This window comes from Edaphocola flava (assembly GCF_004118155.1).
In the GTDB taxonomy this organism is placed as follows: Bacteria; Bacteroidota; Bacteroidia; order Chitinophagales; family Chitinophagaceae; genus Edaphocola; species Edaphocola flava.
In genome coordinates this window covers 1,169,423-1,193,408 of the sequence record NZ_SAIQ01000001.1, presented here as the reverse complement: position 1 = coordinate 1,193,408, position 23,986 = coordinate 1,169,423, and the positions used below count along the sequence as shown (strand labels likewise).

At 44.3% G+C, this 23,986-nt stretch carries 21 protein-coding genes; 13 read left to right on the top strand and 8 right to left on the bottom strand.

Annotation, left to right across the window (positions count from 1 at the left end):
* Window positions 1-95 precede the first annotated feature (95 nt).
* Genes EMP01_RS05120 through EMP01_RS05105 form a run of 4 tightly spaced genes read left to right on the top strand, consistent with a single transcriptional unit; the run spans window position 96 to window position 3,076 of the window.
* Window positions 96-995 carry a type II CAAX endopeptidase family protein gene (locus EMP01_RS05120; RefSeq protein WP_161971224.1) on the top strand — a complete coding sequence of 300 codons (900 nt, stop codon included), beginning with the start codon at window positions 96-98 and terminating at the stop codon, window positions 993-995.
* Window positions 996-998: 3 nt separating this feature from the next.
* Entirely contained in the window at window positions 999-1,829 is an 831-nt protein-coding gene (locus EMP01_RS05115; protein WP_129020391.1) for a phosphatidate cytidylyltransferase, read from the top strand.
* A 46-nt stretch (window positions 1,830-1,875) separates the two neighbouring features.
* Window positions 1,876-2,541 (top strand): phosphatidylserine decarboxylase family protein, encoded by a 666-nt coding sequence (locus EMP01_RS05110; RefSeq protein ID WP_129020390.1) that lies wholly within the window; start codon window positions 1,876-1,878, stop codon window positions 2,539-2,541.
* A gap of 49 nt (window positions 2,542-2,590) precedes the next feature.
* A complete protein-coding gene (locus EMP01_RS05105) occupies window positions 2,591-3,076 on the top strand; it encodes a hypothetical protein (protein ID WP_129020389.1) in 486 nt (161 codons plus the stop codon).
* Window positions 3,077-3,179: 103 nt separating this feature from the next.
* Here EMP01_RS05105 and yidC read toward each other — a convergent pair whose 3' ends face one another.
* The 4 genes from yidC to EMP01_RS05085 form a co-directional block, all read right to left on the bottom strand.
* The gene (yidC, locus tag EMP01_RS05100; protein WP_129020388.1) at window positions 3,180-4,985 is read right to left on the bottom strand and encodes a membrane protein insertase YidC; all 1,806 of its coding nucleotides are present in this window, start codon (window positions 4,983-4,985) and stop codon (window positions 3,180-3,182) included.
* An 80-nt stretch (window positions 4,986-5,065) separates the two neighbouring features.
* The gene (locus EMP01_RS05095) at window positions 5,066-6,358 is read right to left on the bottom strand and encodes a cation:proton antiporter (RefSeq protein WP_129020387.1); all 1,293 of its coding nucleotides are present in this window, start codon (window positions 6,356-6,358) and stop codon (window positions 5,066-5,068) included.
* 21 nt (window positions 6,359-6,379) lie between these two features.
* On the bottom strand, window positions 6,380-7,870 hold the full coding sequence (locus EMP01_RS05090) for a glycoside hydrolase family 10 protein (RefSeq protein ID WP_129020386.1): 1,491 nt from the start codon (window positions 7,868-7,870) through the stop codon (window positions 6,380-6,382).
* A gap of 49 nt (window positions 7,871-7,919) precedes the next feature.
* Entirely contained in the window at window positions 7,920-8,654 is a 735-nt protein-coding gene (locus EMP01_RS05085) for a shikimate dehydrogenase family protein (RefSeq protein ID WP_129020385.1), read from the bottom strand.
* 48 nt (window positions 8,655-8,702) lie between these two features.
* Between EMP01_RS05085 and EMP01_RS05080 the strand changes: the two genes are divergently transcribed.
* Window positions 8,703-9,590: a transglutaminase family protein gene (locus tag EMP01_RS05080; RefSeq protein WP_161971223.1), complete on the top strand. Its 888-nt coding sequence runs from the start codon at window positions 8,703-8,705 to the stop codon at window positions 9,588-9,590.
* A 1-nt stretch (window position 9,591) separates the two neighbouring features.
* Here the strand turns inward: EMP01_RS05080 and EMP01_RS05075 are convergent, their stop codons facing one another.
* Complete coding sequence (locus tag EMP01_RS05075; protein WP_129020383.1) at window positions 9,592-10,104, bottom strand: gamma carbonic anhydrase family protein; 513 nt, start codon at window positions 10,102-10,104, stop codon at window positions 9,592-9,594.
* Between the two features lie 13 nt (window positions 10,105-10,117).
* Window positions 10,118-10,912: a thymidylate synthase gene (locus EMP01_RS05070; protein ID WP_129020382.1), complete on the bottom strand. Its 795-nt coding sequence runs from the start codon at window positions 10,910-10,912 to the stop codon at window positions 10,118-10,120.
* Window positions 10,913-11,073: 161 nt separating this feature from the next.
* On the opposite strand from EMP01_RS05070, the gene EMP01_RS05065 reads away from it, so the two are divergent.
* From EMP01_RS05065 to EMP01_RS05035, 7 genes are all read left to right on the top strand, one after another.
* The gene (locus tag EMP01_RS05065) at window positions 11,074-11,352 is read left to right on the top strand and encodes a YtxH domain-containing protein (protein ID WP_129020381.1); all 279 of its coding nucleotides are present in this window, start codon (window positions 11,074-11,076) and stop codon (window positions 11,350-11,352) included.
* 169 nt (window positions 11,353-11,521) lie between these two features.
* Entirely contained in the window at window positions 11,522-12,997 is a 1,476-nt protein-coding gene (locus tag EMP01_RS05060) for an OmpP1/FadL family transporter (RefSeq protein WP_161971222.1), read from the top strand.
* Between the two features lie 123 nt (window positions 12,998-13,120).
* The gene (trxA, locus tag EMP01_RS05055) at window positions 13,121-13,438 is read left to right on the top strand and encodes a thioredoxin (protein ID WP_129020379.1); all 318 of its coding nucleotides are present in this window, start codon (window positions 13,121-13,123) and stop codon (window positions 13,436-13,438) included.
* A gap of 75 nt (window positions 13,439-13,513) precedes the next feature.
* The gene (locus EMP01_RS05050) at window positions 13,514-14,077 is read left to right on the top strand and encodes a DUF1572 family protein (protein WP_129020378.1); all 564 of its coding nucleotides are present in this window, start codon (window positions 13,514-13,516) and stop codon (window positions 14,075-14,077) included.
* Window positions 14,078-14,158: 81 nt separating this feature from the next.
* Window positions 14,159-14,977: a hypothetical protein gene (locus EMP01_RS05045; protein WP_129020377.1), complete on the top strand. Its 819-nt coding sequence runs from the start codon at window positions 14,159-14,161 to the stop codon at window positions 14,975-14,977.
* Between the two features lie 122 nt (window positions 14,978-15,099).
* Window positions 15,100-16,515 (top strand): alpha/beta hydrolase family protein, encoded by a 1,416-nt coding sequence (locus tag EMP01_RS05040; RefSeq protein WP_129020376.1) that lies wholly within the window; start codon window positions 15,100-15,102, stop codon window positions 16,513-16,515.
* Between the two features lie 249 nt (window positions 16,516-16,764).
* Window positions 16,765-18,345: a T9SS type A sorting domain-containing protein gene (locus tag EMP01_RS05035; RefSeq protein ID WP_129020375.1), complete on the top strand. Its 1,581-nt coding sequence runs from the start codon at window positions 16,765-16,767 to the stop codon at window positions 18,343-18,345.
* 98 nt (window positions 18,346-18,443) lie between these two features.
* On the opposite strand, the gene hisS is transcribed toward EMP01_RS05035, so the two are convergent.
* Entirely contained in the window at window positions 18,444-19,823 is a 1,380-nt protein-coding gene (gene hisS / locus EMP01_RS05030) for a histidine--tRNA ligase (RefSeq protein ID WP_129020374.1), read from the bottom strand.
* Window positions 19,824-19,962: 139 nt separating this feature from the next.
* Here hisS and EMP01_RS05025 point away from each other — a divergent pair, with 139 nt between their 5' ends.
* The gene (locus tag EMP01_RS05025) at window positions 19,963-21,159 is read left to right on the top strand and encodes a pyridoxal phosphate-dependent aminotransferase (RefSeq protein ID WP_317125593.1); all 1,197 of its coding nucleotides are present in this window, start codon (window positions 19,963-19,965) and stop codon (window positions 21,157-21,159) included.
* An 84-nt stretch (window positions 21,160-21,243) separates the two neighbouring features.
* Here EMP01_RS05025 and EMP01_RS05020 read toward each other — a convergent pair whose 3' ends face one another.
* A complete protein-coding gene (locus EMP01_RS05020) occupies window positions 21,244-23,826 on the bottom strand; it encodes an adenosylcobalamin-dependent ribonucleoside-diphosphate reductase (protein WP_129020373.1) in 2,583 nt (860 codons plus the stop codon).
* Window positions 23,827-23,986: the final 160 nt, after the last annotated feature.

The following is a 23,986-nucleotide window of genomic DNA, read 5'->3' as shown; positions in this document are numbered from 1 at the left end:
AATCTGTTTCGGGCCATTGCGTTCCATTGAGTATCTTTGCAGCTTACCAAGTGATGATCATGCGTATGTTTCAGCTGAGACGGCAAGCTCCGGCCATGCAGTTATTATTTTTTCTGTGTCTTTATTTTCTGGGCACGGCTTTATTTATGGGCAGCAGCCAGGCCCTGACCAGTATGATGCATATAGATCTTAAATCGCTCAATAGTACAGCAACTCCGGTCGACAGTAATCTCAGCTGGGGATTGTTATTGCTGAACGGACTGTCGCAGGTATTGACCTTCCTGTTACCGGCGCTGGCTTTTATATACCTGCTCCCCGACCGCCCGCGTTTCTTTTTATCTTTCAAACCGGTAAAAGGCTCCCGTGCAGCCAGTATGTTCATAGTAGCCATAGGTATGCTGGCACTGATATTAGGGCTTTCTGCATTACTACAATCTTTCTCCTGGGGTACTGAAGCCGATACCATGCAGGAACAGCGCAAAGCTATGGAAGCTGCCCTGCTGCGTATGGATACTGTCGGTGATATCATCATCCGGGTTATCTTTATCGCACTGATTCCGGCCTTCTGCGAAGAGATTTTTTTCCGGGGTATCGTACAGCGTTTCTTTAATAGTTTTCTGAAAAGACCTGTATTCAGCATTATTGCAACCGGTTTGTTCTTCGCGATGTACCATGCCAGTATCTACAATTTCCTGCCTATTACCCTGGCTGGGATTGTACTTGGATTCATCTACCATCGTACCGGTAATATCTGGTATGCTATCTTATTGCATTTCCTAAATAATGGTATACAGGTATTGCAGGCATTCTGGGTATCGCGCAATCCGCATCTGGAAGAGGAACAGCTCCCTATTTATGTGATCATTGGTTTATTAGTCGCAGGAGCTGTTATTGTATTTTTCACACTACGCCGCATATTTGCCGGCACTCATGGCTTCGCCAAGACCTGGTCTATGCCGTATCAATCTTCTTATCAAAATAATATTTCCGGATAATTTATGAACTGGCCTGTATTTTTTACCCGTTTGGGCTCTGCCATTGTTTTTGCTGCTATTATGATGTTTGGCCTGCTGGGCCACTTGTGGACGGGCTCTGTTTACGGCATTGTCGGGCTGGCGCTACTGATCCAGTCCCTGGGCATCCGTGAGTTTTACCGACTGGCACAGAACATTTTTAAAGAGGCTCACTTTCCTGCCTGGCTGCAATGGCTGACACAGGTAATGGGTGTGCTGGTATTTGTAGGAGTAAACCTTTCTGCTTCCGGCGCATTCGAAACCGCTATGCTGACGGGCATCCCGCTGATCATCCTGTTCCCGGCGATACTGTCCAAACGTACCGCATTGGCTGCCGGGGTCATGAGCCTTATTGGCTTATTATATGTTGCGGTACCGATGGCGCTGATGGTGCAGTTATGGAGCATCCATTTCTCCCTGCCCCTGGCTTTAATTTTAATGATATGGATGAATGACACGATGGCTTATATCGTTGGGTCTTTCATCGGCAAAACACCTTTTTCGCCCATTTCGCCAAAGAAAACCTGGGAAGGTACTATTGGTGGTGCATTGCTTACAATTGGTGGCGCTGCGATCTGGGCGCATTACGACTACGCTACCCGCTTCCATCCTATAGACTGGATGGTCTTTGCAGCAATTGCAGCATTTGCCGGTACAGCAGGTGACCTGCTGGAGTCTAAACTGAAAAGACTGGCGGGCATTAAGGACTCTGGCAATATAATGCCGGGTCACGGCGGGGCTCTGGATCGCTTTGATTCGCTGCTGGCCGCACTGCCATTTGCTTATATTTATATAATGTTTGCGATGGCAGCATAATTTGATTTAATTTTGACACTCATTTTTTAACCATTCATATTTAATTATGACGATTCATCGCGAAGGATATAAATATATCACTATTGCTACTATCTTATTTGCCGGGCTGGCGATCTTAAACCATTTCCTGCTGAATAAAGCGGGCTGTGCTTTCCAGATTGCTTACTGGACTTTACAAACAGCCTTTTTCTTATTATGGTTCTGGGTACTTTGGTTCTTCAGAATTCCGAACAGAACCTTTACACAAGGTGATAACCTGGTGATTGCCCCTGCAGATGGTAAAGTTGTGGTGATTGAAGAAACTGTAGAAAACGAATATTTCAAAGACAAGCGTTTACAGGTTTCTATCTTTATGTCTCCCCTGAATGTTCACGTAAACCGCAGCCCGATCAAAGGACTGATCAAATATGTAAAATACCATCCTGGTAAATACCTGGTAGCATGGCATCCGAAGTCCTCTACAGAAAACGAGCGTACTACAGTAGTTGTAGCCAACAACCAGGTAACCCTGCTGATGCGTCAGATCGCCGGTGCTCTGGCCCGCCGTATCTGCTATTATGTTAAGGACGGACAGACTATTGGTCAGAATGCAGAATTTGGTTTCATCCGTTTCGGTTCACGTGTAGATATTTACTTCCCTGTTGGTACAAAAATTGAGGTAAATATCGGTGATAAGACAAAAGGCGGACAGACCATTCTTGCCAGACTGTAAGTACCGCTTTTTTAGTATATTTACTCTATTGAACACAACAGATCAGCGTATGAAATCAAGAGAAACGATTAACAGATTGCGTAAGAGGGGAATCAAACAAGCCAGCACGGGCAAAGATGCTCAGAACCCGGCGGGGAATAAACCAGTACAGTTTAGCCCTAAAGATATTGAAGCTATACTGATTGATGTAAGCCTTCGGGAATTATATAATAACGGTGACCGCAGAGACCTCGATTTCGTAAATGAAATACTGACCCCGAATAACATTTCGGTTTCTGAAGGCAAAGCACTGGAATCCTTCTGGGATATCATTACGAACTCCGGCCTGATGAAAGCAGTGATCGGATTTGGCAAAAACGGCAAGCTGACCCTCACCAATGACGGATACAACCTGATGAACCAGTTTGGCAGCTATATGAATTACCTGAATAAGATGAAGGCTGCAGGAAAGGGGCCATTAATCGATGACGAACCACAACAGGACCATCCTACCCCAAAGACAGGAGATACCGATCTGATTGATGGTGTACAGTAAGACTCCTCTTTCAATCAAATTCAACAACAAGGATAGTATATAAAAAAGGAAGCCGGAATGTGATACATTCCGGCTTCCTTTTTTATATAACTAAGCGTTTAGCTTATTTTCTGTTTTGCTGTTGCTTCTGCATTTCTTCCAGCCTTTGCTGCCATTTAGAGGTAGCGGCTGGCTTGTTTCTGTTTGCCTTGATCTTCGCATGAATTTTCTCTTCATTAATAAAGAACTTCTGGATAACAAACTGCTGTAATAAGCTCAGCATATTGGAGAAGAAGTAGTAGAAGGTAAGACCTGCTGCAAAGTTGTTGAACCAGCCCAGGAACATGATTGGCATGATGTAAGGCATCCATTTCATCACTTGTCCGTTAGGGCCTGCCATTTCCTGACCTCCGGTCATTTGCTTGCTGTATATAGCCAGTAACAAACTGGATACGGTCATCAGCAGGGTGAATAAGCTCACGTGGTCTCCGTAGAACGGAATGCTGAATGGTAAGTTCAGGATATTATCATAAGTTGATAAGTCATCAGCCCATAAAAACTTCGCCTGGCGCAGCTGGATTGCTGTAGGGAATACATAATACATGGCCAGCAGGAAAGGCATCTGCAGTAATAATGGTAAACAACCACCTAATGGGTTTACACCCGCAGTGCGGTATAATTTCATTTGCTCCATACCAAACTGTTGCTGGTTATCGGCATACTTCGCTTTCAGTTCATCCAGCTCCGGTTTCAGCACACGCATCTTCGCTGAAGACAACTGGCTTTTGTATGTGAAGAAGGATAAAACGAAACGGATGATCAGGGTCATCACGATGATCAGGATACCGAAGTTAGAGATGAATGAAGACAACACATTGAACAATGGAATGATCGCCCATTTCGCAATATATTTTACGAAGAAGAAGATACCGAAACCAAGAGGAATCATTTCTTCCATTTCATAATTATATGATTTCAGGGTATTATAATCATTAGGTCCGATATACCATCTGAAGTTAAAGGCAAAATCATTCGACGCAGCAACCGGAATGCTCATGGTGCTTAAGTCTGTAGCCACAATGCTGGAATCATTAGGTTCAGCAGCATCGTATGAACCTTTCTTAAACGGTTTTTCGGCAGCAATAATGGTTGAGTTGAAGAAGTGCGTTTTTACACCCATCCATTGCAGCGCCTCATCCATAGACTTTTTAGGCTTGCGGGATACGGTATTGTAATCATGCTCGCCACTCTGGTAACGGAAGTGTATCTGCGCATTTGTGCGTTCGTTCTTCAGGTCTTTTTCCGTACTTAATGCTGTTGTTTTCCATTCTACCGGGATTTCGGTAGTTTTAGACAGACCGTCAGCCATACCAACCAGGCGCAGGCTTGCATCCATCATATAACCATCCTTAGGCAGGGTATAGGTCATTACTACACTTTTACCGGCACCGACATCAGCTGTCATTACCAGTTGCGGACTACCATCAGCTGCGGTTTTCTGCTCCGGAGTGAAGTTCAGCTCATCAGACCACATATCTTTACCATTAACCGGGATCTTAAACGCCAGACGGTTGCCTGGTTTGCCGGAGAACAGTAATAAAGGCTTCTGGCTATAGGTTTTAAATTTAACCAGGTTAGCCTCAACCGGGAAAGCACCTTTGCTGGTTACTTTAAGGTTGATAAGTCCGTTGCTTACGGTTACCATTTGCTCTGCACCACGGAATGCGGTCGGAAGCGAAGTGTCCACTACGGTAGTAGTGTCTTTCAATACTGCAGTGTTTGCAGCAGGTTGCGGGTGTGCTTTAGCATAAGCTAAAGAATCTGCAGTTTTTTTGGCTTGATACTCCTTGGCGGAATTGTTACTGTAAAAGATGTAACCGGTGGCCAGGGCAAGTAACAATACAAAACCAATGACTGAATTGCGATCCATTATGTGTTAATTCAATATAATATGAGGCGCAAAGGTAAAACTTAATTGCGAATTATAATTTATGCATATAACATTTAACGTTAGAGGCCGGGATTGGCTGCGCGATCCAGCCTTCGGGATACCCTGCGCCTGCGCGTAGAGAACGAACGGGGCCCTGTAAGTCTACCCACAGACAAACCCTGGATAATGATCGAGAAGATGACTACAAAGTAGGTCACCGTAAGGATCATATTCTTATTGGTATGCTCTGACAGAGATGAGGCCAATGCGATAGACACCCCGCCACGCAAGCCTCCCCATACAAGAATAAGGATGGACTGCTTGCTTAGCTTTTTATTAAACTTGATCAGCCTGGCCGGGATAATAATAGATATATAGCGGGCAAATAATACAATTACAATAGCAATCACCCCCGGAAGCCAGTATACTTTCCATTCAGGAATCAGTAATACCTCAAAGCCGATGAAGAGGAATAAAATAGCATTCAGAATTTCATCATTCAACTCCCAGAAGCGATCTACATACTCTCTTGAGGTTTCGCTCATGGCCTTATCACGACCATAGTTGCCGACAATAAGCCCCGCGGCCACCATCGCCAGCGGACCAGATACGTGCAGCTGACCGGCAATCAGGTAGCCGCCCATTACAATAGCCAGGGTGATGAGTACATCTACGGTATAATCATCGATCTGCTTGATCATGATCGAGCCTATATAACCAATCACTATGCCAAGGGTGATACCACCTACAGCTTCTTTGATGAATAAAATAGAAATGCCTTTAGGCGTAATATCTACTGCACTACCCTCGGCAATACCCCTGATCAGGATAAACAATACCAGGGCCACACCATCATTAAACAGTGATTCTCCGGCAATTTTAGTTTTTAAAGATTGTGATACACTGGTTTGCTTCAGAATGCTGAGTACGGCGATCGGATCTGTAGGAGAAATAAGCGCACCGAAGAGGAGACAATGCACCAGTGGGATCTGTAAGCCGATAAGCCCCATTCCGAAATGGAATAAATATCCGACAACTAAGGTGGAGATCACAACGCTAACAGTAGAAAGTGTCAATACCTGCCACATCTGTTCTTTAAGATCTTTGAGGCGGATATGTATGGCTCCGGCAAACAGGAGAAAGTTAAGCATGGCTCCCATAACCAGTTCGGTAAAATCAAAGCCGGACAAGAGGTTCAGGAAACCAGAGAAGGTTTTGGGAAAAAAGCGGCCTGTGGTTACAAGGCCTATAGAGAACAACATGGAAATTACCATTATTCCGATCACGGAGGGCAGTTTTAAAAATCGGGCATTGATATATGCAAAAACTGCCGCAAGAACAATTAAGATAGAGAACGAGTAGTATAATTCCATGCTGTTTACAATTTAAAATGATTATCGATAGACTAGTATTTCACTTGGTTTGCTTTCATTCCACAGGCGATCTGCAGCCGTGATCACGTACTGCGCATGTATAAAGTCAGGATCATCATCCACAAATACATTCTTTTGTGTGATGGCTACCAGTTTGATAGACTTATTCAGATCAACGGTTTCACCTTTATTAAATTTATACACAAGGTATTTCAGCGGCTCTTTACTGGCCGATGGCTCCCAGGTAATGATTGCAGACTTCTGGTTATTGGTTACTTTCAGTATAGCTCTCGGAGCTGCCGGTGCTGTGTTATCCAGCCAGGGCATAGCCGGCGGAATGGCAATAGAACCGTAATACTCCGCCTGCTTTAACTGGTTAGATAAACCAGAACCGATTTTATCAAAACTGGACATACTGTACATGATCGCACCATCTGCTTTATAGCTACGCTCAGTCTGTACCTGTTTCAGTATCTCACCATAACCTTTCCATACGGGCTGTGTCGCATTTACCATACGGTATACGCCCATGCCGATATATAGTGCACGCTCTTTACAGAGGCTTTTCCACCAGGGTACCAGCACATCATAGGCCGCCAGGCGGTGCCCATGCTCCCAGTACAACTGAGGTGCCACATAGTCTACCCACTTATTACGCACCCATGTAGCTACATCGGCATACAGGTCATCGTAACAGCTGGTTCCATTAGTCGCACTACCCGTAGGGTCCTGCCTGTTGTTGCGCCAGATGCCGAACGGACTGATGCCTACCTTCACATACATCTTCTCTTTTTTTACAGACTTGTAGAGCGTTTCTACAAATTTGTTGATGTTATCTCTTCTCCAGTCATCAATGCTCATACCGGCACCATACTCTGCAAAGGAGCGCTGATCGTTAAATGTTTTACCGGCAATTTTATAAGGATAAAAATAATCGTCAATATGCACCCCATCTATATCGTATCGTCTCACCACATCCAGGATCACCTGGTTTACATAATTGCGCGCGGCAGGATTTCCGGGATCGAAATAGGACTTGCCTCCATAATGAATTACCCATTCTGGATGGGTACGGGTTGCGTGTGAAGGGGGATTAGGGTTGATGGCACTGTTGACCAATGCCCTGAAAGGGTTGAACCATGCATGAAACTCCATGTTTCGCTTATGTGTTTCTTCCACCATAAATGCAATGGGATCATACATCGGGAACGGGGCTACGCCTTGCTTGCCGCTCAGGTATTTGCTCCAGGGTTCCCATTCTGATGCATAAAATGCATCAGCTGCAGGCCGCACCTGTACAATAACGGCATTGAAGCCATTTTCATGCAGGAAATCAAGCCGGTCGATAAACTCTTTCTGCTGCTGTGCGGCACCCAGTCCGGGTTTAGAAGGCCAGTCTATATTACCAACAGTGGCGATCCATACGGCTCTGAACTCTCGCTTGGGCGCTTCCTGCGCAAAAGAAAAAAACGTAACTAACAGTAAAACAAGGAGATGTAAAGTCCTTAACATATTGCGGAATAGTATATGGGGATGTCCGCGAAGTTACGAAATTCTACCCTTAATGCCCAGCAGTCCACAGCCGCCAGTTCTCTTCGGCTTGCAGTTCCAGCATTTCCAGTCCGTTCTTAACCCTTGCTCCGCGCGACTTTCCCTCTTTCAGGAATGCTGTTTCGGCAGGATTGTAAATTAAATCATAAAGAATATGCTGTGCACTGACCGCATCGTATGGTATCGGGGGCAGATCGGTAATATCTGGGTAAGTACCTAAAGGAGTTGTATTGACAATTAATCGATGCGCCGAAATAGCCTGTTCGTCAAGATCGGTATAAGTCAGGTGTCCTGAAATGGCATTGCGGCTCACCAGTGTATAAGGTATTGCTAATTGCTTCAGTGCAGCGCAAACCGCTTTCGAAGCGCCACCGGTTCCCAATACCAAAGCCTGTAGCGGCTCCTGGGGCAATAATGGTTTTAAGGATGCGGAGAACCCGATGACATCTGTATTATAGCCTTTCCGTTTATTTCCGCAGAATTGTATGCAATTGACCGCACCAATATCCAGCGCAGCAGCATCCAGTTCATCAAGGTAAGGGATAATGGCTTCTTTATAAGGTATCGTTACACATAAACCATCCAGCTGAGGACGGTCATACAACAGATCGTTCACCGCATCTATCTCCGGCAGTTCAAATGCCCGAAACACTGCATCAATGGATTCCTGCGTAAATTTTTGGTCAAAATAACGTGGAGAGAAACTATGTGATAAACTTTTGCCGATTATACCGTATTCCTTCATTATATTTGTTTCTGTAAGTAAATGTAGGAAATAATCGGCATGAGGGGCATGAATTCAGACAAGGAAATAATAGCGTTATTACAACTGATCGACGACCCAGATCAGGAAGTATATGAAACCGTATCTCAGAAATTGCTGAGCTACGGAACAGCTGTTGTACCGAAACTGGAAGCCCTCTGGGAAGTATCGGACAGCCCGCTGGCGCAGTCCCGTATCGAATCCTTGATTCATCAGACTTTCTACCAGCAATTGCAGACAGAACTGATTCACTGGTCCAAGGCCAGCAGCCCTTCTGCACTGGAAGCTGCACTGATCATTGCCAAATACCGGTTTCCGGACATGGACCGAGAGGCCATTCTGCACCAGTTTGAACTGATGCGCCGGAATGTATGGCTGGAGCTCAACAACTTCCTGACCCCGCTGGAGCAGATCAATATTATTAATGGTATCCTGTACAATTTCTTCCGCCTTAAGGGGCATGAACTTACAGAACACAATCCCAATCTGTTTTTTGTCAACCATACGGTGGAAAGCCGTCAGGGCAATGCCATTTCTATCGGTATCCTGTATCTCACTTTATGCGAGATGCTGGATGTACCTATTTATGCCATAGACCTGCCCGACCAGTTTATACTGGCCTATTTCGATCATGTGTATTCTTTTGAAGATATGGATGAGCAGAATGCGATCCAGAGGGTTCAGTTCTTTATAGATCCGTCCAATGGCATGATCTATAACCGGAACGATATTATGATGTACCTGAAGAAGAACGGGCAGTACGATCGGTTTACAGAGCTGAAGGCATTAGACAGCCGCTCGGTAATTGTCTTGCTTCTGGAGCACCTGGCTACGACGTATGACAATATAGGAGAACCGGAAAAAGCAATGGAAATTGAAAGCCTGATTCCCCTGATCCAGGTGCAGCAACCGGAATAAATTATTTAAACCAGCCGCTGTACATTACGTAATTGGTGGCAATGCGGTTGATCTCGCCTTCTGTCAGCTCTGCACTGATATCTTTTACTTTTTTTGCAGGCACTCCGGCAAAAATGCATCCTGACGGCACTTGTGTGCCTTCCAGCACTACCGCTCCCGCTGCAATAATGGTATTACTACCAATATGTACATTATCCATTACAATGGCACCCATTCCTACCAGTACATTATCCTCTATCGTACAGCCATGCACAATAGCATTATGTCCGACAGAAACATTGTTGCCCATGATCACTTTGGTTTTCTCATATGTACAATGAATGCAGGCTCCGTCCTGAATATTTACCCTGTTGCCCATGCGAATGCTGTTTACATCTCCGCGTACTACGGCATTAAACCAGATACTGCACTCTTCCCCCATGATCACATCACCAACGATGGTTGCATTAGGAGCAATAAAAACGCTTTCAGGAATTTCGGGGCTGATGCCTTTAACAGGAAGTATGACGGCCATTGAAACAATTATTTTATACGGCTACATCTGCTTTGATATGCGGATGTGACTGGTAGTTTTCTAAAGTAAAATCTTCGAAACGGAAGCTGAATATATCTTTCACTTCCGGATTGATGCGCATGGTGGGCAGATCGTACGGCTCACGGCTCAATTGCAGTTTAGCCTGCTCCAGGTGGTTATTGTACAGGTGTACATCGCCGAAAGTATGGATAAACTCGCCTAATTGAAGATCACATACCTGTGCGATCATCATGGTCAGTAAGGCATAAGAGGCAATATTGAACGGTACGCCCAGGAATACATCGGCACTGCGCTGGTACAGCTGACAACTCAATTTACCATTCGCTACATAGAACTGGAACAATGCGTGGCAAGGGCTCAGGGCCATATCCGGCAGTTCGGCTACATTCCATGCATTGACGATAATACGTCGGCTATCCGGGTTTGTTTTCAGCTGGTGTATCACATCTTTGATCTGGTCATACACTTTACCATTTGCACCTTCCCAGCTGCGCCATTGCTTACCATACACGGGACCCAGATCACCATTGGCATCTGCCCATTCATCCCAGATACGCACACCGTGCTCCTTGAGGTATTGAATATTGGTATCGCCATTCAGGAACCATAATAATTCATATATAATCGACTTCAGGTGCAGTTTCTTTGTTGTCAGTAAAGGGAACCCTTTATTCAGATCAAAGCGCATCTGGTACCCGAAACAGCTGATAGTGCCGGTACCGGTACGATCTTCTTTCTGTACGCCGTTGTCCAGTATATAATTCAGTAAAGTATGGTATTGCTGCATGATGTAAAAATGTATACAAAAGTACAAAAAAACATGACCCGTTGGTTACGGGAAAAGACAGGAATGATGCTAATGTTAAATTATACCGCTGCCTGCACCAGATGCAATCAATGCATTAACTTTACTACCATATAATCTTTAACCTCTTAAAAAAATAAATTATGTCTGAAGAACTGAATAAACAGGATGCCCCTAAAGAAGAAAACCTTTGGGATAAATTAAAAAACAAAGCTTCTGATGCATGGGAAGCAACTAAAGATGCTGCAGAACAGGCACGTGACAAAGCAGAAGACCTGCTGGACGCTGCAAAAGACAAGGCGGAGGAAGCCTGGGATAAGACAAAAGATATGGCCGGCGACCTGAAAGATAAAGCAGAAGATGCATGGGATAAAGCAACCCAGAAAGATGAAGACAAACCGGAACAAGATAAAAAAGCCTGATATAAAGTCATTTAAACAGCGCACGGAGTTCTTCCGTGCGCTGTTTATTTTTATGGGGTTTCTTTGTATAAGTTTAAACCATTTGCTAAAATTGTAGTCCTATACGCGACATCTGAAATACACCACAGATAAACATTGTATTTTTACACCCTATAAAATCATGATCTTTATGAATCTTATTACCAAAACCGCAATGATTGCCGGTGCTTTTGCACTGATTGGTTCTGCTGTTTTTGCACAGACTGCAGATGATGCTCTTCGATATGGAATGCTGACAACCGGAACTACCGCCCGCTCACTGGCGATTGGTGGTGCTGCAGGCTCTTTAGGCGCAGACTATTCTGCTGCCAGTGTTAACCCGGCTGGATTAGGTGTATACAGACAAAGTGAATTTACGATTACTCCTTCGCTGAGAATGAACAATAACTCCAGCAGCTACCTGGGAGAAAATACAACTGACGAACGCACAGCACTGAAGCTGAGTAATGCCAGCCTGGTATTCAATAACAGTCGCAATAAGAGCGGCTGGAAAGGAGTAACTTTCGCAATCGGCTTTAATAAACTGGCCGATTTCAATAATAATGTAACCTACAGAGGCATGAACGGTAATAGTTCTTTCTCTGAGGTATTTGCCGAAGCGGCACAACTGAATGGAGTAGAAGAGGCCGCAGGCCCTTATGGTTACCTGGGCTACCAGTCTTACCTCCTGGACAATAACCTGAAATCAGTTCCATACCGCAATGTCATTGAGCAGGGCGGACGCTTAGATCAGATGAAAACCTCCAGCAGCAAGGGTGCCGTTAATGAATATACCTTCAGCCTGGGTGCAAATTATGAAGATAAGTTTATGATCGGTGGTACGCTGGGCATAACTTCATACCGCTTTAAGCGCATCACTGATTTCATGGAAGCTGATGCTACCGGTATTAACAGTAACGGATTTGACCGATTCACGTTCAGGGAAGACCTGCAAACCACAGGTGTGGGTGTAAACGGTAAATTCGGGATGATCTTCGCCCCTGATAAGGCTTTCCGGATTGGTGCAGCTATTCATACCCCAACATGGATCTCTCTTACCGACTATGCAGATTATAATATCGTAGCTAATGTTGAAGATGGTGCAGGCAATCGTACCGTAGTACCACAAAATATCTATCAATACGAATATACCTTAAGAACGCCATGGAGAGGTGTACTAAGTGCTACCGGATTTTTCGGTAATAAAGGGTTTATTACTGCCGATTACGAATATGTGCCTTACCAGACTATGTCCTACCGCTTCAATGGCAATACAGATTACCAGATTGATGTAAACAATTCCATCAATCAATTGTATCGCGGTGCCTCCAATGTAAGAGTGGGTGCCGAATACAGAGTAACTTCACCATTCTCTGTAAGAGCCGGTTTTGCGATGTATGGCAACCCGTATAGCAGTAAATACAGCGATCTGGGCAGCAACCGCACAGACTATTCCCTGGGCCTTGGTTACCGTTTCGGCAGCAGTGCTTTCCTGGACCTGACTTACCTGTACAGCACTTCTTCTTATAAAGAGAATGCTTATGTGGTAAGTGGTGTTGCTCCGGATGTTGCCGCTACTAAAACAAACCGCAATATTGTTGCACTTACTTTAGGGTTCAAATTCTAAACATAATCATAATATTTTTATAATATAGCGGAGGATGATAAACGTATTATCATCCTCTATTTTTTATTCCGGAATATGCCCCTTATCTTTGTCCAATCATTTAAATAAGTAAAATTCTTAATAATGGCAGCAGTATATAATGATGCTAACTTCGAACAAGAAGTATTAAAATCCGACAAACTTACCGTTGTGGATTTCTGGGCTCCATGGTGTGGTCCATGTCTGGCTTTAGGACCTACTATTGACGCTCTGGCTACTGAATTTGAAGGCAGAGTAAACGTGGGTAAAGTTAACGTAGACGAAAACCCTAATCTGTCTGTAGAGTATGGAGTAACCAGCATTCCATGCATTCTGTATATCAAAAACGGAGAAGTAGTGGACAAACAAGTTGGTGCCGCTCCTAGATCTGCTTTTGAGAAAAAAATTCAGCAACACCTGTAATCCAATCAGGATGTAAAGCATTTTTAAACTCAGGCTCTTCCTTAACCGGAAGGGCCTTTTTAAATTAATATAGATATGGAAACGTCTTTTCTGAAAAACAGTATTGTGCTTTTTGAGTATTATAAAACCCTGGGAGAAAAAACAGTTCAACAGATCGATCCCGAACAATTATTCTGGCAGGCGAACGAGGACAGCAATAGTATAGCGCTGATCATACAGCATCTGCATGGCAATATGCTATCCCGCTGGACCGACTTTCTTACTACCGACGGAGAAAAGGAATGGAGAAACCGCGATAGTGAATTTGAGGCTGCAGACCATAACCCTGACAGCATAATGCAGCAATGGAGCGAGGGCTGGAAAGTGCTGCTGGATACCTTAAATACACTTACCGATGCGGACCTGAACAAGACCGTATATATACGCAGCCAGGCGCATAGTGTCATGGAAGCCATTCAACGGCAGATCGCCCATTATGCTTATCATGTTGGTCAAATCGTATTCCTGGGTAAAATGCTGAGTAAAGAATGGAAATCATTGTCTATTCCTAAAAACAAATCTTCAGACTTTAATACTCATTTCAGCAAGGAAAAAAACCAGGGAAATAACTTCACAGACTACCTTAAAAAGAAAGATTAACTTTTTCCTTACAAAATATATTGATTTTGTTAATTTTTATCGAAAAAATTATTACTTTTCCAGTATATAAATTAAACAACAATGAAATTTACTATGCTTAAGACGGCAATAGCCTCAGCTATCCTGCTTGCCGGATGTGCTGAAGCTCAAGCGGGCAACGGCTTACCTAACTTTCTGAAACGCTGGGAAATAGGATACTCTTACTCAATGGCTAATGCTACCTATCAAAGTACTGAAACCATTAAAGACGGTGGATCAGGAAAAGAATTTACACGGGATATCAGCCAGAATGTAAACAGTAAATTTGGTTATGGCGGCTTTGCCGGTACTTATATACCAATGGCACGTCTTGGCGGACATACTTTGCTGGCCTTAGGCATCGATTATGCATACAACGCTTACATGTGGGATTATAAAGTGCCTGAATTCAGTGGCTTTACCACAGACGAGAACGGAAATGTAAACGGTGTTACTTACAGCGATCCGATGTTCGGATTCTCTGCAGTATCTGTACAAATGGCACTTCCGGTGAGTCTTGATCTGAAATTCGGAGGCGAGGCTACCCTGGAAAAATACAGTCGCTGGACGGGTACCTTTGGTGCAGGCGTTCACCCTTCACTGAACATGACTGTAGATTACGGCAGTGGCGGATTCGGCACGGGCATTACCCCATTTATTAAGGGTGAAGTAGGGCTGAAAGCGGGTATTGTATTCAAATTAAGAGCACAGTACGCTTTTGGTAACATTCCATTCTACGAAAAAGGAAATAATCTGTTCAATATACCTGGCTTACAGAGCAACAGCCAGCTGACCGGTAAAAATGCATTTACATTATCACTGGTTATCATGCCATTCTCCTTCAACTGGAAAGAAGACGGATGGTGGAATGATCATCATTAATTTTTTCTGCTCATAAATAGTTTTTACGCCATTCTCCTGTTCAGGAGAGTGGCTTTATTTTTGATCTGATATCTTTGTACGATTATTGACCATCACACGTTATTTCTTTAATTGATTTTTATATGACCAGACACTTGCGCACGACCGCAGCATGCTTGTTTTTTCTCCTGTGCACCATACCATCCTTTTGCCAGGATATCTCCGGATCCTGGGCGGGCACTTTAAAGATTCAGAATATTGCACTGGATCTTGTGCTCAATATTAAAAAGACGGATACCGGCTACACGGCTTCTATGGACAGTCCCGACCAGGGCGCCAGGGGTATACCAGTTAGCAAAATCGCTTTTGAACAAGGGGTGCTGCAGTTATCTATCCCGGCTATTATGATGGAATACAAGGGTACCCTGAATGAAGGCGGAGATAAGTTCTCCGGCACATTTACCCAACGCGGCCAGTCAATACCCTTAGACCTGGAGCGGGATAAAACACTGACCAAAACAAAACTGCAAACACCTAAAACACCATATCCGTATTATACAGAAGAGATAACCTTCGAAAACAAACAAGCGGGCATTAAGCTGGCAGGAACATTGTCTATGCCATCACAGAAGGGCACTTATCCGGCTGTAGTACTGATCAGTGGCAGCGGACCGCAGGATAGGGATGAAACGATCTTAGGCCATAAACCATTCCTGGTGCTGGCCGATTTTCTGACCCGTAACGGCTTTGCTGTACTGCGCTATGATGATCGGGGAACGGCCGCATCCGGTGGTGACTTCAAAGCAGCCACCAGCCGCGATTTTGCAGATGATGCACTGGCTGCTGTACAATACCTGAGTAAGCGAAAAGAGATCAATAAAAAGCAGATTGGCCTGATTGGTCATAGTGAGGGAGGGGCCATAGCACCGATGCTGGCTGCTCAATCGGCGAATATTGGTTTCATAGTTATGCTGGCGGGACCAGCGATGCCAGGCTCGGAATTATTATTGCAACAGCAAAAAGCCATTGCAGCTGCAGAAGGTATGCCTGAAGCACAGGCTGAGGAGGCTAACCGCATCAACAGTGCACTGTATGATATTGTGGTGCGCAGCAAATCAGAAGAAGAAGCGGACAAAGAGTTAAGTGCTTACCTTAAGGTAGCCCTCAAACTGCAGCCCACAAACGATTCTGCACAGCGCATAAGCCAGGATGCGACCGTACGCAATTATGTTTCTGAGTTAAATAATCCCTGGATACGCTTTTTCCTTAAATACAATCCGGCAAAGGATATTGCGAAGGTGCAATGCCCGGTACTGGCATTGTACGGAGAAAAAGATGTACAGGTTCCGGCAAAAGCCAATGCTGAAGCGCTTAAAGAGGCTATGCAGCAGAGTAAAAATGAAAAAGTATCTATACTGGAACTACCCGGCCTGAATCACTTATTCCAGGAGGCAAACACCGGTGCACCATCTGAATACGCTACAATAGAGCAGACTTTTTCACCTAAAGCGATGAACGAAATCCTGAACTGGCTACGCTACCAGGTAAACCATAAATAAGACTATTTTTCTTGAAATCCCCGAAAGCCGGACAATAAACTGTCGGTTTTCGGGGATTTTTTTATTGTCGGTACAGATAAATTGAATAAATTTTTATATAGAACTTAATAACATATTTGTAGAAACATAGCCACCAATCGTTAAAAAATATATATAAATATGATATCATAACGATTTCCTGTTAACCAATTTTTAGCCCGTAACACGCATGTATACTGCTATTTTAGGCCCTTCTAAAATCAATACATTATGTGTAAAATCTCAACTAAAGCACTTATGTGTGCTACAGTATCCTTAATGACGTTTCAGGCTCATGCAGCCCTGACCAAGTTCCTTCCTAACACTTATGTTTCCTTGTCAAAAGCAGGAGACAATACCGCAGCGAAGACTTATTATATCGGCACTTCTACTAATCCGTCATCTTCTGCATTTACCCTCAGCGCACCATTTACCCTCCCCTATAATGTGAACGGGATCGGGTTGAATGCTACAGATAGTCTCTTATACGGTGCTACCTGGGTGGGTACTGATAATACTATCGGTAACAGCATGGGTGTAAGCCTGTACCGTATAGGTGCCAACGGGCAATACCAGGATATGGGTTTACTTCCTACTCCGGGCACACAAACGCTGGAATATGTAAACTTTTCTGCGGGTACAATCTATAACGGGGCATACTATTATACGACCTATGGCTTTACTCCTACAGGTGTGGCAAAACTAGCAGCAGCACAGAGTACGGGATTGCCCCCTAACCTAACGACGGCAGATATTAAAGGATACCTGTGCTGGCTCAATAACGTAGCCGGTCTGAGCCCAACCCCAGGTACAACTGTTGCAGGCCTTTCTGGCTATTACCAGCTGGATTTCAGCAATCCTGTCCTTACAGCAGCACTGCAAAGCTTCCTGGACCAGATCAACAGCAGCTATCCCAACATATTCAATGCAGACGGCGGTATACAGGACATCGATATCAACCCTTCAAACGGACTGGTTTATGCCTATATTTCCTACCCGCAAGGTGGTACAACAGTAGGGCGTCCTGTGGTATTTAATGCTCCGGCCAGCGGGGTATCCAGTGTAGCTCCGGTAGGCAGTACTGTGAATACGGCACCAGGGCAGGAAACAGCGGGTATTATGTTCGACCCGGGAGGCAGCTTGTACAGCTTATTCACGACCGGCGATTATGCAGGGGTAAACCTGAGTACAGGAGCATTAACGAATATGACGATGAGCAATGTTCCTACCAGCGGTGGCAACCTGCGTGGTGATCTGGCCAAAGCCTTTACGGTAAATCCTTTACCACTGGATCTGATGTCCTTTAAAGCAGCACGGAAAGACGGTACTGTAGCTGTTCAGTGGAAAACCACAAAAGAAGAGGGCGTAAAAATGTATGTGCTGGAGTATAGTACAGATGCCAGAAACTGGCAGGAACTGGATCGTCAGCAGGCACAGTCTATGGCACAGACACGCAATACCTACGAGTACAGTTATACGCAGAACAATCCGGCGCAGGGTATTAATTACTATAGACTGAACATGATAGACCAGGATGCTGCGCACCGATATAGCAACATCGTTCAGGTAATGCTCAGCAGCAATACTACAGATCTGCTATTGTACCCTGTACCGGCAACGAATACACTGTACCTGAGTAACGGAAAACAAAACATAAGTACGGTATACATTTATGACCTCTACGGACGTAAAGTGCTTACTGCAAACGGCACCTCTGCAATAGACCTGAGCAGGCTAGCCGGAAGTACTTATATCCTTGAAGCCGTATATGAAGATGGCAGCAGCAGTAAAAAACAGTTTACCAAACAATAAGCAGTATCTAATAACAATCAAAAAAGCAGCGGCTAATTGCCGCTGCTTTTTTGATATAAAGTGAATGACTATCTTGATGGAAGTAGCCACAAAGTAGATTATACTAAATGTTCGGACAACTGCTCAATAGAGAGCTGCTGTTGCTCACCTGTAGTCATATTTTTCAGATTGATCACCTTTTGAGCCAGTTCTGTACTACCTACGATACCTACATAAGGAATCTGACGCTTATCGGCATACTTCATCTGTTTATCAAATTTAGCAGCATCGCTGTATAACTCTGCAGAAATACCCAGACCTCTTAAATGGGACAGGTAAGACAGTATAGTGGTCTCAGCCTCCGGCTCTATGTTTACAAACAGGATGCGGGTGGTTACATCTACATCTTCTGGGAATAGATTCAGCTCTGTCATTACATCATAGATACGATCGATACCGAAAGATACACCTACACCGGACAGGCCTTTTAATCCGAACAAACCGGTAAGGTCATCGTAACGGCCACCGCCACCAATGCTGCCCATTTTTACAGCAGTAGTACCCACTTCTACAATCACACCGGTATAGTAGTTCAGGCCACGCGCCAGGGTAAAGTCTACCAGCACTTCGCTGGTCCACTCACTGCGCTCCAGCTGTGCCATATATTTCAGTGTAGTACGCAGTTCTGCTATGCCTTGCTGTGCAGTTGCACTATCCTTAAGCAATGTTTCCATAGCTACAAGGCGCTCTTCTGTACTTCCCGAAATGTTCAGATAGTTTTGGATATAGCTTACTTTATCCGCTTCCAGCCCACGTTCGGTTAGCTCTTTGGCCACACCATCCCAGCCGATCTTGTCCAGCTTATCGATGGCGACTGTAATGTCGGTCAGTTGCTCCGCAGCACCGCAGCATTCTGCAAGTCCTGCCAATACTTTACGGCTATTGATTTTCACTTGTATACCCGGTACATTCAGGCGGTGAAATGCATCCTGGTAAATACACAGCAACTCTGCTTCGTTCAGCAGGGAATTGCTGCCCACCACATCGGCATCACATTGCCAGAACTCACGGTAGCGGCCTCTTTGCGGGCGATCTGCGCGCCATACAGGTTGCATCTGATATCGCTTAAACGGGAAGGCCAGGTCATTCTGGTGCATCACCACATAACGGGCAAATGGTATGGTCAGATCGTAGCGTAAAGCACGTTCCGTAACGGTTGTAGAGCTGTAGGGCTTACTCAGTATTTTATCCCATTCCTCATGCAGTTTAGCCTGATCTTTCTTTTCATGTAATCCGTTGTTCAGGATTTTAAAGATCAGTCGGTCTCCCTCTTCGCCATACTTACCCATAAGGGTGTTCAGGTTTTCCATAGAAGGAGTTTCCAATGGCTGAAACCCGTACACTTCAAATACCGATTTGATGGTATTGAGTATGTACTGGCGACGCCGCACATCAGCAGGCGAAAAATCACGCGTGCCCTGAGGAATTGAAGGTTTCATCTATAATTGTTTATTGAATACGGGAGCAAATTTAACCCTAATTGCCTGAATGAAAAAGTAGTAGAATATTCTGTTTTTCAGGCTACTATTATGTGCTATTTCTGTTACCTTTGTTTCTTTCCAAACCAAAAAAACTAAGATGATGCAGATTTCTTCATTCGTCGACCGATTTTCCGAACCACAAACTTTACTCATGGCCAAGCTGGGTCGCGAACTGGCGGCAAAAGGGGTTAATGTAATTAATCTGAGTCTGGGAGAACCTGATTTCGACACACCGCAACATATCAAAGATGCGGCAAAGAAGGCATTAGACGATGGCTTTACCAAATACACACCAGTAGCGGGTTTTGCTGACCTGAGAGCAGCAGTATGTCATAAACTGAAAAGAGATAATAACCTGGAGTATACTCCGGAACAAACTTTAGTATCAACGGGTGCCAAGCAATCTCTGGCCAATGTGATACTGGCTACCATCAATGCCGGTGATGAAGCAGTAATTCCTACTCCTTACTGGGTTACTTATTCGGCACTGGTAGAAATGGCGCAAGGTGTATGCAAGTTCGTATCCTGCGGTATAGAAGATCATTTTAAAATTACTCCGGCCAAGCTGGAAGCGGCTATTACAGAGAAAACCCGTTTGTTTATTTTCTCTTCTCCGTGTAATCCATCCGGCGCTGTATATTCCAAAGAAGAATTAGCAGGTCTGGTTGAGGTATTCAAAAAATATCCCAACATCACTATCGTTAGCGATGAGATCTATGAATACATTAATTATGTAGGTAAGCATGAAAGCATTGCCCAGTTTGAAGCAATCAGGGAACAAGTAGTACTGGTCAATGGTTTTGCAAAAGGATTTGCAATGACAGGCTGGAGACTGGGGTATATTGCCGCTCCGGTAGCTATGATAAAAGCCTGTGAGAAAATACAGGGGTCCTTTACTTCCGGCACCAACTCTATCGCACAGAAGGCTGCAGTGACGGCTCTTTTATCGGATAACACGCCTTCTATGGAAATGGTGAAAGCCTTCCATGAAAGAAGAGATTTCTTTATTGCAGAGTTGAATAAAATAGAAGGTTTCAAAACATTGGTTCCGGAAGGAGCATTCTATGCATTCCCGGATATTTCTTATTATTTTGGCAAGAAAGATGCGCAGGGCAATGAGGTAAACAATGCTGATGATTTTGCTTTATTCCTGCTCAATGTTGCTCATGTAAGCGGGGTAAGCGGTGCAGCTTTCGGCAACGATCAGTGTATTCGTTTTTCTTATGCAGCATCAATGGAGCAGATCAGCGAAGCAGTACAAAGAATCAAAACAGCCCTGGCTACATTATCATAAAAATGTTCCTGCAAAATATAAAAAGGATCGGGTCTGCAAATGCAGACCCGATCCTTTTGTGTTAATATTCAAATCACTATGGGCTTATCCGCATTTGGAGCTGCCACAGTCTTTACAGGTCAGGCAACCTTCCTGATACTGTAAATTATTTCCACCACAGTTAGAACATTTGGCTTTTTGTGCCGTTACGCCATCCGCGATATAACGCTTCAGCGCTCTGGCCACACCGTTCTTCCATGTGTTGATATTGTCATCTAATTGCAGCCCGTTGATCAGGTCTACCACTCTTTCGATAGGCATGCCATGACGTAAGGTACCGGAGATCAGCTTAGCATAGTTCCAGTATTCCGGGTCAAATTTATGTGAAAGGCCTTCGATGGTGGTTTTGTATCCTCTCTGATTCTGGAACTGGAAGTCATAACGGGTATTACCGTCTTCATCCTTGTTTTTAATGATCAGGCCTTCATTTACCCATCTAGGGATCAGGATACCATCATCATCATCAGACAGACCGGTAAAGATTTCGTAAGGTTTACCATCGATCAGACCAATGAAGGCAATCCATTTCTCGCGATTATTCTGGAAGCGCACTACGTCGGCATCCAGCGTTTCCGGACGTGTGGTCGGGAAGATGCGGGCATCTGCACTTTCATCCGGGTCATCACTTATCTCATTATTATTCGATTCTTTCTTCTTATCATCAGCAGCAATCAATACACCGCTGCGGCTACCATCACGGTATACGGTAACACCTTTACAACCGCTCTTCCATGCTTCCATGTACAGCTCACCAACCAGGTCTTCTGTTACATCGTTCGGCATATTGATGGTTACGCTGATGCTATGGTCTACCCATTGCTGTATCGCGCCCTGCATACGTACTTTGGCATGATAATCCACATCATTTGAAGTGGCTTTGAAGTATGGAGATTGCTCTACCAGTTCATTCAGCTCTTCCTGTGTGTAATTTTTACTGATATCATGTCCGCTTATTTCCATCCATTTTTTAAAGTTGTGGTGGAATACAATATATTCTTCCCAGCTATCACCTAATTCATCCACAAAATCTACACGCACATCTTTATCATTCGGATTCACTTTTCTGCGGCGCTTGTACACTGGCAGGAATACAGGCTCAATACCGCTGGTGGTCTGAGACATCAGGCTGGTGGTGCCGGTAGGAGCGATAGTCAGTAAGGCAATATTTCTGCGACCATATTCTGTCATTTCAAAATACAGTTCAGGATCAGCTTCTTTCAGACGGTTGATAAACGGATTATTTTTTTCTCTTTCCACATCGAAGATCGGGAAGGCTCCGCGTTCTTTTGCGGTGTACACCGAGCTGCGGTATGCTTCCAGGGCAACGATTTTATGTACTTCTGTAGAGAAAGCAATACCTTCTTCGCTACCGTAGCGGATGCCTAATGCAGCCAGCATATCGCCTTCTGCAGTGATACCGATACCGGTACGACGGCCTTCCTGTGCTTTATGATAGATATTGTCCCAAAGCTTACGCTCAATACGTTTGATCTCTGCATCTTCCGGATCTTCATCGATTTTTTGCTGGATCACGGCAACTTTTTCCAGTTCCAGGTCGATGATATCATCCATCATACGCTGTGCAGCATGGATGTGTTTCTTAAACAGATCCCAGTCAAATTTCGCTTCCGGAGTGAATGGGTTTTCTACATAGGAATACAGGTTGATGGCCAGGAGACGACAGGAGTCATATGCACATAAAGGAATTTCTCCGCAAGGGTTGGTAGATAATGTCTTATAACCCAGGTCTGCATAGGTATCCGGTACCGATTCACGGATAATAGTATCCCAGAATAAGATACCCGGCTCTGCCGAGCGCCACGCATTATGTACAATTTTTTTCCACAGATCACGGGCATTTACATCTTTTGTAAATACCGGGTTTTCACTGTCGATAGGGTATTGCTGACGATAAACCGTTCCGGCTTCTACGGCTTTCATGAAGTCATCAGTAATTCTTACCGAAACATTGGCACCGGTTACTTTGCCCTGCTCCATTTTAGCATCGATAAATGCTTCAGAATCCGGATGTTTGATGGATACAGAAAGCATCAGTGCTCCACGGCGGCCATCCTGCGCTACCTCACGGGTAGAATTGGAGAAACGCTCCATAAACGGAACCAGACCGGTTGAGGTCAGTGCTGAGTTCTTAACCGGAGAGCCTTTAGGACGGATGTGGGACAGGTCATGACCTACACCACCACGGCGTTTCATCAGCTGCACCTGCTCCTGATCTACTTTCATAATACCGCCGTAAGAATCGGAATTCCCATTGTTACCGATTACGAAACAGTTAGATAAGGAAGCGATCTGGTACGGATTACCAATACCGGTCATAGGGCTACCCTGAGGAATGATGTATTTAAAATCTTTAATAAGATCATATACCTCATCTTCACTCATCGGATTGGTATAATTTGCTTCAATACGGGCAATCTCCGAAGCAATACGACGGTGCATATCAGCCGGAGATTTCTCATAAAGATTCCCGTAAGAGTCTTTTAATGCATATTTATTGAGCCACACACGTGCAGCAAGATCGTCACCTTTGAAATAGGCCAAACTGGCTTCGAAAGCTTCTTCTTGTGTATAAGTGACCATAGCAGAAGTGGATTCTTTTACGTTCATATTAAAAATATTTTGAAAGGTTAGTCGAGTTGAAGTCAAAGCCAAAACTATAAAAACTAAACATTCTAAACAATAGGGCAGAACATAGGTTTTCAATATATATTTATAACTTATTAATATTCAATATAATTTTTTAATACTTAAAATTTATTGTTGAAAA